12 protein-coding genes are annotated in these 15,946 nt (G+C 64.7%); 8 read left to right on the forward strand and 4 right to left on the reverse strand.

All coding sequences use genetic code 11. From position 1 onward, the window contains the following. Positions 1-698: 698 nt before the first annotated feature. Positions 699-1,805: an ATP-binding protein gene (locus tag ACPDIX_RS08070; protein WP_423431273.1), complete on the reverse strand. Its 1,107-nt coding sequence runs from the start codon at positions 1,803-1,805 to the stop codon at positions 699-701. A 533-nt stretch (positions 1,806-2,338) separates the two neighbouring features. On the opposite strand from ACPDIX_RS08070, the gene ACPDIX_RS08075 reads away from it, so the two are divergent. Genes ACPDIX_RS08075 through mobA form a run of 8 tightly spaced genes read left to right on the forward strand, consistent with a single transcriptional unit; the run spans position 2,339 to position 12,085 of the window. Continuing rightward, entirely contained in the window at positions 2,339-3,925 is a 1,587-nt protein-coding gene (locus ACPDIX_RS08075) for an ethylbenzene dehydrogenase-related protein (RefSeq protein ID WP_423431274.1), read from the forward strand. Positions 3,926-3,947: 22 nt separating this feature from the next. Next, entirely contained in the window at positions 3,948-7,424 is a 3,477-nt protein-coding gene (locus ACPDIX_RS08080; RefSeq protein WP_423431275.1) for a molybdopterin-dependent oxidoreductase, read from the forward strand. A 56-nt stretch (positions 7,425-7,480) separates the two neighbouring features. Continuing rightward, a complete protein-coding gene (locus ACPDIX_RS08085) occupies positions 7,481-7,864 on the forward strand; it encodes a hypothetical protein (protein ID WP_423431276.1) in 384 nt (127 codons plus the stop codon). Next, positions 7,861-9,132 carry a 4Fe-4S dicluster domain-containing protein gene (locus ACPDIX_RS08090; RefSeq protein WP_423431277.1) on the forward strand — a complete coding sequence of 424 codons (1,272 nt, stop codon included), beginning with the start codon at positions 7,861-7,863 and terminating at the stop codon, positions 9,130-9,132. Before ACPDIX_RS08085 ends, ACPDIX_RS08090 begins: the two co-directional genes overlap by 4 nt. After that, positions 9,116-10,021 carry a TorD/DmsD family molecular chaperone gene (locus ACPDIX_RS08095; RefSeq protein WP_423431278.1) on the forward strand — a complete coding sequence of 302 codons (906 nt, stop codon included), beginning with the start codon at positions 9,116-9,118 and terminating at the stop codon, positions 10,019-10,021. The genes ACPDIX_RS08090 and ACPDIX_RS08095 overlap by 17 nt, the downstream gene beginning before the upstream one ends. A 4-nt stretch (positions 10,022-10,025) precedes the next feature. Further along, the gene (locus ACPDIX_RS08100; protein WP_423431279.1) at positions 10,026-10,949 is read left to right on the forward strand and encodes a hypothetical protein; all 924 of its coding nucleotides are present in this window, start codon (positions 10,026-10,028) and stop codon (positions 10,947-10,949) included. A gap of 33 nt (positions 10,950-10,982) precedes the next feature. Next, entirely contained in the window at positions 10,983-11,474 is a 492-nt protein-coding gene (locus tag ACPDIX_RS08105) for an MOSC domain-containing protein (RefSeq protein WP_423431280.1), read from the forward strand. Next, positions 11,471-12,085, forward strand: coding sequence for a molybdenum cofactor guanylyltransferase (mobA, locus tag ACPDIX_RS08110; RefSeq protein WP_423431281.1), 615 nt, complete (start codon positions 11,471-11,473; stop codon positions 12,083-12,085). Before ACPDIX_RS08105 ends, mobA begins: the two co-directional genes overlap by 4 nt. Positions 12,086-12,135: 50 nt before the next feature. On the opposite strand, the gene polX is transcribed toward mobA, so the two are convergent. The 3 genes from polX to ACPDIX_RS08125 all read right to left on the reverse strand — a co-directional run bounded on the left by polX (position 12,136) and on the right by ACPDIX_RS08125 (position 15,935). Beyond that, positions 12,136-13,887 carry a DNA polymerase/3'-5' exonuclease PolX gene (gene polX, locus ACPDIX_RS08115; protein WP_423431282.1) on the reverse strand — a complete coding sequence of 584 codons (1,752 nt, stop codon included), beginning with the start codon at positions 13,885-13,887 and terminating at the stop codon, positions 12,136-12,138. Positions 13,888-13,975: 88 nt separating this feature from the next. Next, positions 13,976-14,911, reverse strand: a complete 936-nt coding sequence (locus ACPDIX_RS08120; RefSeq protein WP_423431283.1) for a carbon-nitrogen hydrolase — start codon at positions 14,909-14,911, stop codon at positions 13,976-13,978. A 10-nt stretch (positions 14,912-14,921) separates the two neighbouring features. Continuing rightward, entirely contained in the window at positions 14,922-15,935 is a 1,014-nt protein-coding gene (locus tag ACPDIX_RS08125; RefSeq protein ID WP_423431284.1) for a serine/threonine protein kinase, read from the reverse strand. Positions 15,936-15,946: the final 11 nt, after the last annotated feature.

Consider the following 15,946-nt stretch of genomic DNA (forward strand, 5'->3'; position numbering starts at 1 on the left):
CGCCCCGAGGGCTCAGAGCGTCAGAGGCCTCTTTCAGGGGCTCGGTCCCCGTCAAACCACGGGTTTACGGTCGTGCCGGTGCGGAGGATGGGGACAATGGCCGGCAGGTTGCTGATTGTTGGTACCGGTTGGGCTTGGTTGGACGGCAGGCATCGCTCTCCCGAGACCTGGCACGGTGCGCGAACCACAGTTCGTCAGGCGTGCGGCCCGGGACTGGCGAATGCCGCAGCCCCCTGCCCATGGCCGTGCACGGAAGGTAAGGTTTTCACCCATGGAATCGGGCAGCGGACGGTGCGTGAGGTTCGACCGGATTGAAAGGCTTTGCGAGGGGCCAACCGGATAAGCCCCTCCGCTGCCCCGGATGCACCGGTGGAGGGCCTGCGTGCTCTCCAACCCTGTCGGCTTTGCACGTTGGTGAAGCCTCCGCGGGCCCAATGGAGCGGGGCGCTCCCACCCCTTGCGGAACACGGCCTTGCCCGCGCTTTCTTTGGGCCTTGGTCAAGACCTTGAAGCACTGCGGATCGGAAGGTGCGGATTTCCTTGATTGCCACGAGCGGGGGGCGTTCCTTCGCAGGCACAGCCTTGTGCCCCCGGGTGCCAGGGGCGCGGTCTCGTGGTTCGGCGCGCGAAATCGTGTGCGCCGTTCTTGAGGCTTTTGCAGGCGGGTTTCCCGGGCTCGACCGGTCGGGGCTGCCACCTCAGATCCCGGCCCACGGAAGCGTGAAGCGGAAGAGGGCCCCGCCAAGCGGACTGCAACCGGCCGAGATCGCTCCGCCGTGATCCTCCACAATCCGTTTGCAAATGGAGAGCCCCAGGCCGGTGCCCTGTCGTTTTCCGTGGGTGACAAAGGGTTCGAAGAGCCGATCGCGGATCTCGGGTGCGACGCCGGGGCCGTTGTCGTGCACTTCGGTGACGACACATCGCCCGGCGTCGGAGAGACGCACCTCGATTTGCCCACCCTGAGGAAGCATGTCACATGCATTCTGCACGAGGTTTTGCAGGACGCGCCGGAGTCGCCGGGGTTGGATGCGAACCCGTCCACGGGGCCAGTTGGCGGTCGTCCACCGAAGGCAGGCTCCTCGCAGCGCGACCTCGGCCCGCAATTCGTCAAGGACCGGAGCCAGAAAATCGGCGTACACCATGGGGACCATGGTTTCCGTGCCGCTGCCCCCTTCGGTGAACAAAAGGATTTCCTGGATGGAATCGGTGATGCGTTCCACCTGACGCCGGATGCGCTGCAGGGCCTCCTCTCTGCGGGCGGGATCGGCGTGGGGAGCCAGGCCGAGTTCGGCGGCCAGTTGGAGGACGTTGAGGGGGCCCTTCAAATCGTGAATGATGGTGCGGGCGAAACGTCCCACGAGTGCCAGTCGTTCCATCTGCAGGGTCTGCTCCAGATGCACGCGGTTGAACTCCCGCAGCCGCCGGCTCAGTTCGCGGAGCAGGCGCAGGGCGAACTCGGGATGTTCATGCATCAACTCCAGGACCGCCTCGCGGGGCACGAACCAGACGACGGCGTCGGTACAGGTCGTAACAGCCGCTGATCGGGGTCCTTCCTCGACCACTGCCATCTCGCCGAAAATGGCCTCCGGCCCGAGCATGGCCAGCACCCGGCCCGGCCCGGTACCGTGGGAACAACCGATCTGCACCGTGCCCTCCTCCAACACGTACAAACCGTCGCCGGGCTCGCCCTCCCGTACGATGGGTGTGCCGGCAGGCACGTGCAGACGGCGCGCTGCGGCCTCCAGTTTGGCCAGCGCGCTTTCAGGCAGACCGGCAAAGAGGGGATGTACCCGCCAGTCGGACATTGTGGTGGATTGTATCCCCGAGAGCATCCGCGTAAAGGGCCTTTGAGCTTTTGGCTGAAACGGTTCCCAAGTGCCGTCCGGGGCGTGGATCTCAACGGCGCGCACTTGAGGAAGCAGAAAAGGCGCATTGTGGTTTCCTCCGGGAAGCTTGGGTGCGAGGGCCCGGACAGGGAGGAGTCTTTTACCCGTGTCGGCCAGGACGAGCGTCCGTGGCGGTTTGCCGTTGCTACCACGGTTTTGGCAACAGGGCCGACTCGGCAGCCGCCCGTGCCTGTCCATCCCTTTGCCACCCCGGTTCCGGGTTCCGGGGTCGGGATGGCGGTGAAAAGCGCTTGGGATCGCAAGGCGGGGTGCGGAAGTGCCTCGACTGCAGCGGAATCGCAACGCATGACTTTTCAGACTGTCTGTCGGGATCGGGGCTTGGTCAGCCTTGGGGAGTGGGCTTGGGGACTCAGGACGCCCGCGGTCATCACGAAAGTGTTTGACGCAGGTCAAGGATGGAAGGGTCAGGTCGCTTATGATGCGGATTAGCCATGAAAACTCGGCAGACCATCGCGGGGTTGCTCGTGGGTGTCTGGATGGGGAGTGCCGCGTCGGCCACAGAAGGTGGCGCGCCGATGTCGGATCTGACATTGGGCCGGCGTTTGTACGAACAGCATTGTGCGCCGTGCCACGGGGTGAATGGCGACGGCCAAGGTCCGGCGGCGGTTTGGCTGTATCCGAAACCGCGAAACTTCAGCGCCGGCGTGTTCAAGATACAAAGCACGCCTCCGGGGACTCTGCCGTCGGACGAGGACCTCTTTCGTTCGATCACGCGCGGTCTGCCGGGCAGTGCCATGCCCGGATTCGGTTACCTGAGTGAGACGCAACGCTGGGCTCTTGTCGGTTACGTGAAGTACCTGACGGCTTACACGAACGCCGGGGGACGACGGATCAACCGGTTCGAGGAACAGGCGGCTGCGGGTGTTGTGTCACGGCCGATTGAAGTGCCGCCGGAACCGCCCGTGACGGTGCAGTCGCTTGCCCTGGGACGCGAGGTGTACACGCGGATGCAGTGTTATCTTTGCCATGGCGAGACCGGCGCCGGCGACGGCCCGCAGGTTCCGCTGTTGAAGGACAGTTTCGGCCTGCCCGCCCGGCCGCGCGATTTCAACACGGAACGGTTCCGGGGTGGGTCCAGCGGCCGGGATCTTTACCTCCGCATTCGAATCGGGCTGGCGGGAACGCCGATGGTTCCGTACGGGGATGACGTTATGACCCCGGAGGAACGGTGGGCGTTGGTGCATTACATCCGCTCCCTGCGCCGCACCGACGTTGCGGTCAACGACCTGCTGCAACCTGAAGACAACCGGATTCCCGTGCAGCGGGTGAGACGACTCCCCACGGATCCATTGGATCCCGCCTGGGAGGAGCTGGAAACGTCCCGAGTCCCCCTGCATCCACTCTGGCCCGAGCCGCAGCAGGTGTATGCGGTGGCGGTGCGGGCCGTCACGGACGGACGGCGGCTGGCCATCTGGCTGCAATGGCGCGATCCGTTGCCGCAAGAGCAGGCGCTGCGGGTGGAAGATTTCCAGGATGCGGCCGCGGTCCAGTTTGCTCTCGGGGCTGAACCGGCCTTTCTCGGCATGGGCGATCGGGATCACCCGGTCAATCTCTGGCATTGGAAGGCGGCCTGGCAGGCTGAACTGGATGCCCGGAGCGGGCCCGATATTGCCCGGGCCCATCCTGCCATGCATGTGGACACCTACTTTCAGCCGGAACGCCACTTTGTAACCGCCCGTGACGCGGGCAATTTCGTGGCGCTTGCTCACCGAACCCCGGTTGAGGACGCCAATGCACGCGGCTTCGGGTCGTTCCAATCGCAGCCACCCTCCGGCCAGAACGTCCAGGGGCGGGGGGTCTGGATGGACGAGAGCTGGACGGTGGTGTTCATCCGGGATCTGAAGAGCCGGGAATCCGATGACGTGCAGTTTGTTCGCGGTCGGCCTGTGCCGGTGGCCTTTGCGGTCTGGAACGGTGAACAGGGCGACCGCAATGGACGGAAGATGATCAGTTACTGGTACCAACTGGTTTGGCCGGAACAACAGGCCCGGACAACCGGGCGGGGTCGTGGATCCTGACGGGCGGGAAAGGAAGGGTGATATGAGTGACAAACTTTCGCGTCGGGCGTTTCTGCAGCGGAGCGGGCTGGCCGGAGCGGGCCTCTGGGCGGCGCAATTCCTTCCGTTGCGCTATCTGCAGGCGCAACCCTTGGAGGATGTCGCCAACCCGCTGGCACAGTATCCCAACCGGGACTGGGAGAAACTGTACCGGGACCAGTACGCGTATGATTACGCCTTTTCCTGGGTGTGCGCCCCGAACGACACCCACAACTGCCGGGTGACGGCGCACGTGCGCAACGGGGTGATCGTCCGGATCGGCGAGCAGTTCGATGTCCAGACGTATTCGGACCTTTACGGCAACCGGGCGACGGCCAACTGGGGTAACCGGCACTGCGCCAAGGGCTACACCTTCCATCGCATCCTCTATGGACCCTACCGGCTCAAACACCCGATCGTCCGGCGTGGGTGGCGACAGTGGGCCGACGACGGCTTCCCGCTGCTGACGCCGGAACTGCGTGCGAAATACAAGTTCGACTCGCGGGGTACCGACCGGTTCGAACGCATCAGTTGGGAGGAGGCCTTTGATTACATTGCGCGCGCCCTGGTGGCCATTGCCCGCCGTTACAGTGGTGAGGAGGGCGCCCGGTTGCTGGCCCGGCAGGGTTATCCGCCCGAAATGATCGAGGAGATGGGCGGCGCCGGCACCCGCACCATCAAGATGCGCGGCGGCATGGGGTTGCTGGGCGTCCTGGGCAAATACGGGATGTACCGGCTTTGCAACTCACTGGCCCTGCTCGACGTTCATGTGCGCGGCGTCCCGCCCGAGGAGGCCAGGGCGGGCCGGAACTGGTCGAACTACACCTGGCACGGCGACCAGGCCCCGGGGCATCCGTGGGTGCACGGGCTCCAGAACTCCGAGTGCGATTTCAACGACCTGCGGAATTCGCGCCTCATCATCATGAACGGCAAGAACCTGGTGGAGAACAAAATGGCCGATGCCCACTGGTTCATCGAGTGCATGGAGCGGGGCGCCAAAATCGTTGTGATCAGCCCCGAATACGGAGCGCCCTCCACCAAGGCCGATTACTGGATTCCCATACGCCCGGCCACTGACGCGGCTCTCTGGCTGGGCGTCACCCGTTTGATGATCGAGCGGGGCTGGTACGACGAGACCTTCATCAAACGGTACAGTGATTTCCCGCTGCTGGTTCGGATGGACAATGGACGTCGGTTGCGTGCGGCGGAGGTGTTTCCGGGATACGAATCCCGATTGCCCGACGACAGTCCCAGCAAACGCATCCAGGGCCTGACGGACGAGCAACACCGGCGTCTGGGCGACTTCGTGGTGCGTGACGCCCGCACCGGGGAATTGAAGGCGCTCACACGGGACATGGTGGGTGACCGGCTGGTCCAGGCCGGCGTGGATCCGCAACTGGACTGGCAGGGACGCATCCGGCTGGTGGACGGCACGGAGGTGGACGTGGCGACCACCTGGCGGCTCTACCAGGTCCACCTGCGGGATTACGACCTCGATACCGTCGCCGAAATCACCCAGGCGCCCAAGCATCTCATCGAACAGCTGGCGCACGACATCGCAACCATTGCACCCTGCGCCATTCATCAGGGGGAGGGCATCAACCACTGGTTCCACGCCACGGAGGCGAATCGGGCCGCCTATCTTCCGCTCATCCTGACGGGAAACATCGGCAAGCCCGGGGCGGGCTGTCATTCCTGGGCCGGCAACTACAAGGCCGCACTGTTCCAGGGCAGTCCGTGGACAGGTCCCGGTTTCAAGGGCTGGGTGGCGGAGGATCCATTCCACCCGAACCTGGATCCCCACGCACACGGGCGCGAGGTCAGGGTGCACGCCTACACGAAGGACGAGGAACCCGCCTATTGGAACCACGGCGACCGTCCCTTGATCGTGGAGACGCCCAAGGCTGGCCGGAAATGCTTCACCGGCAGGACCCACATGCCCACGCCCACCAAGGCGATCTTCACTACCAACGTGAACCTCATCAACAATGCCAAGTGGGCCTACGGCGTCATCCGCAACGTAAATCCGAACGTCGAACTGATTGTCACGATCGACACCCAGATGACGGCCTCGGTGGAGTATTCAGACTTCGGTCTGCCGGCCAACTCGTGGGTGGAGTTTCAGGACCTGGAAGTGACCGCCAGTTGCTCCAACCCGTTCCTCCAGATTTGGAATGGTGGCATCAAGCCGCTGTATGATTCCAAGGATGACCTGGCGATCCTGGCGGGAATCGCCGCCGCGCTGGGCCGGGTGACCGGTGACCGGCGCTTTTACGACTATTTCAAATTCGAACACGAAGGGCGCCGGCGGGTGTATTTGCAACGGTTGTTGGACACGTGCACGACAACGGCGGGCTACAAGGTGGAGGACATCCTGGCCGGCAAGTACGGTCCGCCCGGCGGCGCCCTCATGCTGTTCCGCACCTATCCGCGTGTCCCGTTCCATGAACAGGTTCATGAAAGCCTGCCGTTTTACACGGACACGGGTCGTCTGAACAGCTACACCGACGATCCGACCGCCCTGGCCTGCGGGGAAAACTTTATCGTGCACCGGGAGGGGCCGGAGGCCACGCCCTACCTGCCCAACGTGATCGTCAGCTCGAATCCGCTGGTGCGGCCCGAGGACTACGGGATCCCCCTGGATGCGGAGGGTTGGGACGAACGGACGGTGCGGAACGTCAAGCTCCCGTGGGCCGAGGTCAAGAAGACCCGCAACTTCCTGTGGGAGCGTGGGTACCGGTTCTACTGCCTGACGCCGAAGTCCCGGCACAGCGTGCATTCCTCCTGGGCGAATGTGGACTGGCACCTGATCTGGAACTCGAACTTTGGCGATCCGTACCGCGTGGACAAGCGCCTTCCGAACGTCAGCGAGCATCAGCTCCACATGAACCCACAGGCGGCGCGCGACCTGGGGATCCGCGACGGCGACTATGTCTACGTGGATGCCAACCCGATGGACCGGCCCTATCTGGGTGCCACGCCCAGCGATCCGTTCTACCGCGTGAGCCGGTTGATGCTGCGGGTGACCTACAATGCCGCGTATCCCTATCACGTGGTCATGATGAAGCACGGATCCTTCATCGCCACGGAGAAGACGGTGCGGGCCCAGCAGACGCGCAGGGACGGCTTGTCGCTGACCGAGGACGGCTACATCTCGAACTTCCGTTTCGGATCCCAGCAATCGGTCACGCGCAACTGGCACATGCCCATGCACCAGACCGACACCCTGTTCCACAAGAGCAAGGTGTTCATGGGCTTCATCTTCGGCGGTGAAGCGGACAATCACGCCGTCAACACGGTGCCCAAGGAATGCCTGGTGCGCATCACCAAGGCCGAGGACGGCGGACTGGGCGGCCGGGGGCCTTGGAAGCCGGCCTTGAACGGCATGGCCCCGGACGCGGAGAACGAGGTGATGAAGAAGTACCTGGCCGGCGGGTTCGTCGGCCAGGGTGGCGGTGCCGGCAGTGGCGGATACGAATGAACGACCGCCCGGCCCGCCTGACCGCACAGCGAGCACCGACAGAAAGGAAACCAGCCATGCCGTGGGAGGAATGGGACGCGGAGGATCCGTACGAGCTCATGGGAGTTCTGTTGCCGACGACGGAGGATACGTCATGGGCGATGGCCGAGACCTTCATCGAGGAGTTTCTGCGGCTCGGTTACGGGGCGCATCAGATACTGGCGCTCTTTCGCAACCCGTATTATCGCGGGCCGCACAGCGTGTGGCGCCGCCACGGAGACGACAGTGTCAAGGAACTCATTGAACGGGTCTTCGCCCGATGGGGACGGGCGGCGGATGGAATGCCGCCCCGGCAGGGCCCGGAAACCGGTTTCCCGGGACAGGTGCGAGCGGCCGGCAACGGCCCGGAGGAAGAAGGATCGGGAGCGGTGAGCGTCGAGGGGCAGAAGGGCGAGTTATGAGCACGGTGTACAACTGGCAATTGGGCCGGGGGATGGCATATCCTTACCCGGCGGCGTATCCGCGGGAGCAGTTTGCGTTCGTGTTCAATCTGAACCGCTGCATCGGCTGTCAGACCTGCACGATGGCGTGCAAGTCCACGTGGACCTTTTCGCGCGGCCAGGAGTACATGTGGTGGAACAATGTCGAGACGAAGCCATACGGCGGCTACCCGCATCACTGGGACGTGAAGACGCTGGCGCTGCTGGAGAAGGCGAATCCGGGCGGCCAGGTGTGGGGCGGCGTGCCGGAGCCGGTCCGGGCGCCGTACGGCCGCTTTGACGGCAAGACCATATTCGAAGCCGCGCAGGATCTGATGGGTCCTGAGGGTGCGAATCGCGCATTGGGTTATCTCCCCCCGGACGAGGAATGGTCGGCTCCGAATCGGTACGAGGACCATCCGGTGGCGGCGGAGAAGGGTGCGCCGGATCGGTACTTTCAGGACGGCCAGCGACTGCCCGAGCATCGAACCTGGTTCTTTTACCTGGCGCGGATTTGCAATCACTGCACGTACCCGGCGTGTCTGGCTGCCTGTCCGCGCAATGCGATCTACAAGCGGCCCGAGGACGGGATCGTTCTGATTGATCAGGAGCGGTGCCGGGGCTACCGCAAGTGCATGGAGGCCTGTCCGTACAAGAAGGCGATGTACCGGTCCAACACGCGGACCAGCGAAAAGTGCATCGGCTGTTATCCGCGGCTGGAGGGCCGGGATCCGGCCGGCGGCGGGTTACCCATGCAGACGCGCTGCATGGCGGCGTGCATCGGTCACATTCGACTCCAGGGTTTTGTGGAGTTGGAGCCGGACGGGACCTGGAAAGAGGATCGTTACAATCCCCTGTATTATCTGGTTCATGTCGCGCGTGTGGCGCTTCCGCTGTACCCGCAGTTCGGCACCGAACCGAACGGTTATTACATCCCGCCCCGTTGGGTGCCGCGACCCTATCTGCGGCAGATGTTCGGTCCGGGGGTGGATGAGGCGATCGAGCGTTACATGGTGCCCGACCGTGAGCTGTTGGCGGTGCTGCAGTTGTTCGGGAAAGACCCCCGCGTCTGCCATCGCTACGAGATTCGCGAGGGGCCGAAAGTGTACGAGACCGAAATCCGCGGGCGGAAGTTCGTGCTCTACAACGACACCATCATCGGGTACGCCAAAGACGGCACCAAGATCATCGAAACGACGGTGCAGGAACCGTTTCATCGGCGACCGGAACAACATGCCAACTCGATCTGAATTTCGACCCGGCGGCGACTGGGGAGCCCGGCCTGCCGGTCCCCAACGGTCGGTCTTCCCCAACTATCAGCCGGCGGAGGACGGCACGATGGCCGACCCGGGGCAGGGCACGCCTCCCGGCTCCGGGCCGGCGGAGGCCGAGGTCCGGGAACGGACGGACCTGGCGCTGGCGCGGAGTTTCGTTTATCGGGTGCTGGCGGCGGCCTTGGCAGATCCCCGACCGGACACGTGGGCCTGGTTGAGCGACGCCGGGGTGGAGACCGCGTTTGCCAGGGCCTGGTCCCTGGCCGGGTGCCGCTCGCAGGAGCCCGTGCGGTTCGACCCGGAGGGTTTCGCGAGGTATCGGGAGGCCTATGAGGCGGCGTTTGGCCACGCGGCCCGCGGCATCTGTCCGATCAACGAGATCGAGTACGGACTGCTCCATGCGGATCCGTTGTATCATCCGCATCGGCTGGCCGATCTGGCGGGGTTTTATCGGGCGTTTGGGATGGAGCTGGCCGGGGACGCCGACGAGCGGCCCGATCACGCGAGCGTGGAACTGGAATTTCTCTGCGTGCTGGCTGCCAAGGAGGCGTGGTTCTGGCGGCAGGGTGCGCCGGAGGAGCCCTTGCAGCTCTGCCGGGACGCGCAGCGGAAGTTCCTGCGCGAACATGCGGCACAATGGTTGCCGGCCTTTGCCCGGAGGCTGGAACAGTTCACAACCGAGCCGATGCTTCGTGGCGTGGCCCGGTGTACGCACAGGTTCGTTGCGGAGGAATGCCGGCGTTTTCAGATCGCACCGGGTTCGGATGAACTGGGCCTGCGTCCGGTGAACGAGGCCCTCGAGCGCCTGTGTGCCAGTTGCGGCCTGGCGGCGATGCCGCCGGGTGCGGGCGCACCGCCAACCTGAGGCCATGGAAATCCTGTACGAAACGGCGTTCCTGGAGAGTGCGGTCTTTCTGTACACCCGCCGGGCCGCGGGGCGCGTGCCGGCGGCTCAGATCGCTCGATACCATGCCGAGCGGGAGATGGCTTATCGGATCCTGGATCCGGATGCGCGGGAGCGGCGGTTTCACGAGCTGCATCTGGAATGGTTCCGGGAATGGGGTTTGGAAGACCGGTGGCGTCGGATATTCGAGGAGATGCTCGGGGACGCCGAACTGGGGCGGCTGGCGGTTGCCCGACCGCGGGCGGGGGTGGAACCGGGCGTGGAACTGTACGTGGGCCCGGGCGGCGGCAGGAGCGCCGTCCTGGTGCTGGCTCCGGAGAAACTGGCCGGGGGGGAGGGGTTGGAAGCGTTCCTGCGGCACGAATTTCTGCATTTGCGTGACATGTTGGATCCGGCGTTCGGTTACGAGCCGGATCTTCTGACATCGGGGGTGCCGGTGGGGCTCGAAAGGCTGGTGCGGGAGCGTTACCGGTTGTTGTGGGATTTGAGCATAGATGGCCGGCTCGCTGCGGCGGGTCATCCGGTGGCCACCTCCCGCGAGGCATACGCGGATGCACTGGGGCGGGGGTTTGGTTTCTGGCCTGCCGAACGGCGTGCCGAGGTTTTGAACCGCCTGTGGGGTGGGAAGCGTCCTTCCCATGCCGAGCTGGTCCGGTGGGCGAACGATCCGCGAGGGGTGCGGGCGGAGAAGAAGCCCGCGCCCGGCGGCACCTGTCCGTTGTGCGGATTTCCATCCTTCGAGTGGGTGCCGGAGGAGCGGGCACGGGCCTTGGAATCCGTGATTCGAGCCGAGGTCTCCTGGTGGGAAGCCGGGCTGGGCCTGTGCGGCCGCTGCGCGGAACTCTACGAGGTCCGCACGCGGCAGTGGCGCTGGCAGGGGGCGGCTTGACACTCGGGGGCTGCCCGACATGTTCGGTGGAGCATGACCAGGATCCGACATCTGTTCATTTCGCCGGGGCACAACTATTTCGGTCATCACGGACAGCCGCCGGGAGAGCATCCGATTCTGGAGGTGGACGCCGTCGAGTGCGTGGCAGGGCGCGGCCTGCGGGGAGACCGGTTCTTCGATTTCAAGGACGATTACAAGGGGCAGATCACGTTTTTTGCGTGGGAAACCCTCGAGGCCATGAAACGCGAACTCGGGCTGCGGGAGGCCAGCCCCTCGGCCACGCGCCGCAACGTGATCACGGAGGGACTGGACCTGAACGGGCTCATCGGCCGGGAATTCGAGTTGCAGGGGGTGCGGTTCTTCGGTGTGGAGGAGTGCCGGCCCTGCTACTGGATGAACCGCGCCTTTGGAGATGAACGGGTGGAGATGTGGTTGCGCGGTCGGGGAGGGTTGCGGGCTCGCATCCTCACGGATGGCTGGTTGCGGCGCGACTCCGCGGGGGCGGAGCTTGGAGCTGGCAAATGACGGGGCGATCTCCTTTCAGTGCAGTGGTCCTGGCGGGCGGCTCATCCTCCCGGATGGGCTGCGACAAGGCCAACCTGCCGTGGCAGGGTGGGACCCTGTTGGAACGGCAGGTGACCCTGGTGCAGTCACTGCGACCGGCGGAGGTGTTTGTTTCGGTGCGTGAGGGGGCGCGTTACGGGGGGGTGAAGGTCCCGCTGTTGTGGGACCGGTTTCCGGATTCCGGGCCGTTGGCCGGCATCGAGCGCGGGTTGGAAGCGGCCTCGACGGGCCTGCTGCTGGTGGTGGCGGTGGATCTGCCGGCGTTGACGGTGGAGTTTTTGGACAGGCTGTTGGGGCACTGCAACGAACGGACCGGTGCGGTTCCTGTCTGGCAGGGGCAGTGGGAACCGCTGGTGGCGGTGTATCCCAAGCGGTGCCATGCACTGGCGGTGGACCTTTTGGTGCGATGCCGGCCTGCCGCGCGGCTGTTTGCCGAACGCTGCTGGAATGAGGGTGCCATTCGCCGGTGGACGGTGAGCGAGGCGGAGGGTGTCTGTCTCCGCAACTGCAACACGCCGGAGGAATGGCGGGCCGCGCAGGATGGGCCACGCACGCCGGCCGGCCAGACTTGAGGTCGCCCGGTGGGCGCAGGGAACCGCGCCGGGACGGTCGGGCCGGGTTGTCAGCGGCCCTGTCGTTTTTTGCGGAGGGCACGCTGGAGCTGGTTCCAAGGGAGGGTGTTGATGACGTCGGATGGTTTGAGCCAGCCCTTACGTGCCACGCCCACGCCGAGTTTCAGGTAGGCGGCGTGCTCGCGGCGGTGTGCGTCGGGGCCGAGGACGCATCGGACACCCTTGCGCAAGGCGGCCGGCCAGTGGCGCCAATCCATGTCGAAGCGGCGCGGGTTGCAGTTGAGTTCGATCCAGGTGCCCGTTTCCGCACAGGCTTCGATGACGGCGTCGAGGTTGACGGGATAAGGATCACGTTCGAGGAGGAGCCGGCCGGTGGGATGGCCGAGTGCGTGGACGAAACGGTTCTGGGCGGCTCGGACAAGTCGTTTGGTGTTTTCGGCCTCGTTGTTGGCCGGGACATGGAGACTGGCGATGACGAAATCCAGTTCGGCCAGGAGATCGTCGTCGAAGTCGAGTCGGTCACGCAGGATGTCCACCTCCGTGCCTGCCAGGAGGCGGAAGTCGGCTTCCTCGTCTTCGAGTCTGCGGTTGAGGTCGCGGATAGCCCGGATCTGCTGGCGGAGGCGCCCAGGGTCGAGTCCGTTGGCCTGAAAGGAGGAGCGGGAGTGGTCAGTGACGGCCCAGTAGGCCAGACCGAGCGAGCGGGCCAGTTGAACGGTTTCCTCAAGGGTCATGTGGCCGTCGCTCCAGGTGGTGTGGTTGTGGAGCGACCCCTTCAGATCGGTCCATTCCAGCAGGCGCGGGATGGGTCCCTTTTCGGCCGCCTCGAATTCGCCGAGGTCTTCGCGGAGCTCCGGAGGGATGTAGTGCAGGCCGAGTTGTTGGAAGACTTCGGCTTCGTCCCGGCAGGGGATGAGCAATTTGGGATCCCGGGTCTCTTCCTGGGATCGGAACAGGCCGTATTCGTTGAGGCGCAGGCCGCGTTCGATGGCCCGCTGGCGCATGACGATGTTGTGTTGCTTGCTCCCCGTGAAGTACATCTGGGCGAAGGGGAACTCGCGATCGGCCACCACGCGCAGGTCGGCCTGGAGCCCGCCTTCGAGCAGGACACTGGCCTTGGTATCGCCCTTGGCGAGGACCTTGGTCACGCCGGGTTGACGGGTGAAATCCTCCAGTACGCGTCTGGGATTCTTGCTGGATGCCAGCAGATCGAGGTCGCCGATGACCTCCTTGCTGCGGCGCAGGCTCCCGGCGGGGCTGGAGCGGATCACGTCGGGGTGTTGCCGGAGGAACTCCAGCAGGGGTTCGGCGGCGGACCACGCCTCGATGAGCAGATGTTGGGAGGCGAACTGGCGCCGTCTTTGTATGCCCTCCAACAGGTTGGCCTGGGTTTTTTCGCCGAAGCCGGGCAGGGTGGCGACCTTGCCTTCGCGGCAGGCCCTTTCCAGGGCCTCGACGGATTCGATCCCAAGTTTTTCGCGGAGGGTGAGGATGCGTTTGGGCCCCAGGCCCGGGATGTCGAGCAACTCGATCAGACCGGGAGGGATGGAAGCCTTGAGTTCCTCGTAATAGGGGAGGCGGCCGGTGGTGACGAGTTCGGTGATTTTTTCGCGCAGGCTTTCGCCGATGCCCTTGACCTGGTCCAGACGGCCCTCGGCCACGACCTTTTCGATCGGCTCGTCGAGGCTTTCGATGGCGCGGGCGGCATTGAGGTAGGCGCGGGTTTTGAACGGGTTTTCACCCTTCAGTTTGAGCAGGGTGCCGATCTCGGTCAGGATGGCCGCCACTTGTTCCTTGTTCATCAAAAACCATGATGGGTCGAGGGAAGGTACGGGCAAGGGCAAACCCGCGGGATGCGTTCTCTGGCGTGCAGGCCCCGGGGGTACCGGCTCAGTGGTTCGCGCCGGGGCCGGCCGGATCCAACCACCGCCGGGTCAGCCCGGCGTATGCGTCAATGCGACGGTCGCGCAGGAACGGCCAATGGGTGCGGGTAATGTCGAGGGCTTCCAGGTCCAGGTCTGCCAGGAGGATTTCCTCGCGATCGGACGAGGCCTTGGCCAGCAGTTCACCGGACGGGCCGGCGACGAAGCTCTGGCCCCAAAATTCCAAGCCGTCGCCGGGGGTTTCCGGGAGGCGTTCGTGGCCCACCCGGTTGGCGGCGGCCACGTAACAGCCATTGGCGACGGCATGGCTGCGCTGGATGATTTCCCAGGCGGCGTGTTGTTTCTCGCCATGTTCGGCTTTTTCGGATGGATGCCAGCCGATGGCGGTGGGATAGAACAGGATTTCTGCCCCCTGGAGCGCCGTCAGTCGTGCGGCTTCCGGATACCACTGGTCCCAGCAGATGAGCACACCCACGCGGGCGTAACGGGTGGCGAAGCAGCGGAAGCCGAGGTCGCCCGGGGTGAAGTAGAACTTCTCGTAGTAAAGCGGATCGTCCGGGATGTGCATTTTGCGGTAGAGCCCCGCGAGGGAACCGTCGGCGTCGATGACGGCGGCGGTGTTGTGGTAGAGGCCGGGGGCGCGGCGTTCGAACAGGGAGGCGATCAACACCACATGCAGCTCGCGCGCCAGGCGTTGGAAGGCGCGTGTGGTGGGGCCGGGTATGGGTTCGGCGAGGCGGAAAAAGTCGTGGTTCTCGCACTGGCAGAAATAGAGGGAGCGAAAGAGCTCCTGGGTGCAGATGATGCGGGCACCCTGACGGGCGGCCTGCCGGATGGCGCGCAATGTACGGCGGAGGTTGTCGTCGGGATCCGGTGTGGCCCGGGCCTGAATGAGCCCGATGCGCACGCGGCGCGGACGCGGGGAGATGTGTTTGGCAGCCATGCGAAAGCCTTCAGTGGGGTCGGGAAAGGTGTTCGGCCCGGAGCATGAGTCCGGTGCTCTTCTCCATCAGGGGCGAAGGGCCGGCTGTGGCGCCGGAGCCGTCGAACAATTCGCGGATGTAGCGTCCCAGGGTTTCGTTGGTGGGGCCGTATCCGGCGTGATAGATGTAGTGTTCGAGATCGTACAGCAGTTCGTCGGCGGAGGCATAGCGCTTGTGAAGATCCCGAGCGAGGGCCTTGTGAAGGATGGCATTGAGCCGGTCGTCAATGCGCTCGTCGAGGGTCCGGAAGTCCGGGATGGGCAGTTGCAGGACGCGCTGGCGGGACTCCTCGGGTGTGGCGGCCTTGAAGATGTTGTAGCCGAGCAGCAGATGCGCGAGGACGACCCCGGCCGAGAAAAGGTCGGAGCGTTTGTCGGTCTTTTGGAAGCTGGCCTGCTCGGGACTCATGAAATCGGCCTTCCCGGCGATGACCTCGCCCTCCTGATCGGTGAGGTAACCGCGGGCTTTGGCAATGCCGAAGTCGGTGAGTTTGACGTCGCCTTCGAAGGCGATGAGGATGTTTTTGAAGCTGACGTCGCGGTGCACGATGCCGAGGGGACGGCCGTCGCGGTCGGTTTTGGCATGGGCATAGGCCAGGCCGCGTGCGACGCGGCTGACGATGAAGACGGCCAGTTCACGGGGCAGGCGCCGTGCGCGCTGGACGTGTTGCTGGGTGAATTGTTCGAGATTGACCCCGCGGATGAGTTCCATGGCGATGAAATACACGCCATGGGCCTCGCCGAGGTGATAGGTCTGGACGATGTTGGTGTGGATGAGGTCGGCGACCAGCTTGGCCTCGCCGATGAAGTTGGCGATGAACTCCGGCTGGCGGGCGTACTGCTGGCGGATGACCTTGATGGCCACCCGTTTGACGAAGCCGTGGGCGCCGTGTTGTTCGGCCTCGTAGACGATGCCCATCCCGCCCTCGGCGATCTTGCGCACGATTTCGTAGCGGCAATCCGCGTGGATGGTGAACAATGCCACGCGGGGATGGT

The sequence above is a fragment of the Limisphaera sp. 4302-co genome (assembly GCF_049537155.1).
Classification (GTDB): Bacteria; Verrucomicrobiota; Verrucomicrobiia; order Limisphaerales; family Limisphaeraceae; genus Limisphaera.

Excerpts from the sequence above, each read along its gene's own strand:
- ACPDIX_RS08105 (WP_423431280.1), top strand. The coding sequence starts at position 10,983 with ATGACCAGGATCCGACATCTGTTCATTTCGCCGGGGCACAACTATTTC.
- ACPDIX_RS08090 (WP_423431277.1), top strand. The coding sequence starts at position 7,861 with ATGAGCACGGTGTACAACTGGCAATTGGGCCGGGGGATGGCATATCCT.
- ACPDIX_RS08070 (WP_423431273.1), bottom strand. The coding sequence starts at position 1,805 with ATGTCCGACTGGCGGGTACATCCCCTCTTTGCCGGTCTGCCTGAAAGC.
- ACPDIX_RS08100 (WP_423431279.1), top strand. The coding sequence starts at position 10,026 with ATGGAAATCCTGTACGAAACGGCGTTCCTGGAGAGTGCGGTCTTTCTG.
- ACPDIX_RS08075 (WP_423431274.1), top strand. The coding sequence starts at position 2,339 with ATGAAAACTCGGCAGACCATCGCGGGGTTGCTCGTGGGTGTCTGGATG.
- ACPDIX_RS08080 (WP_423431275.1), top strand. The coding sequence starts at position 3,948 with ATGAGTGACAAACTTTCGCGTCGGGCGTTTCTGCAGCGGAGCGGGCTG.
- mobA (WP_423431281.1), top strand. The coding sequence starts at position 11,471 with ATGACGGGGCGATCTCCTTTCAGTGCAGTGGTCCTGGCGGGCGGCTCA.
- ACPDIX_RS08085 (WP_423431276.1), top strand. The coding sequence starts at position 7,481 with ATGCCGTGGGAGGAATGGGACGCGGAGGATCCGTACGAGCTCATGGGA.
- polX (WP_423431282.1), bottom strand. The coding sequence starts at position 13,887 with ATGAACAAGGAACAAGTGGCGGCCATCCTGACCGAGATCGGCACCCTG.
- ACPDIX_RS08120 (WP_423431283.1), bottom strand. The coding sequence starts at position 14,911 with ATGGCTGCCAAACACATCTCCCCGCGTCCGCGCCGCGTGCGCATCGGG.
- ACPDIX_RS08095 (WP_423431278.1), top strand. The coding sequence starts at position 9,116 with ATGCCAACTCGATCTGAATTTCGACCCGGCGGCGACTGGGGAGCCCGG.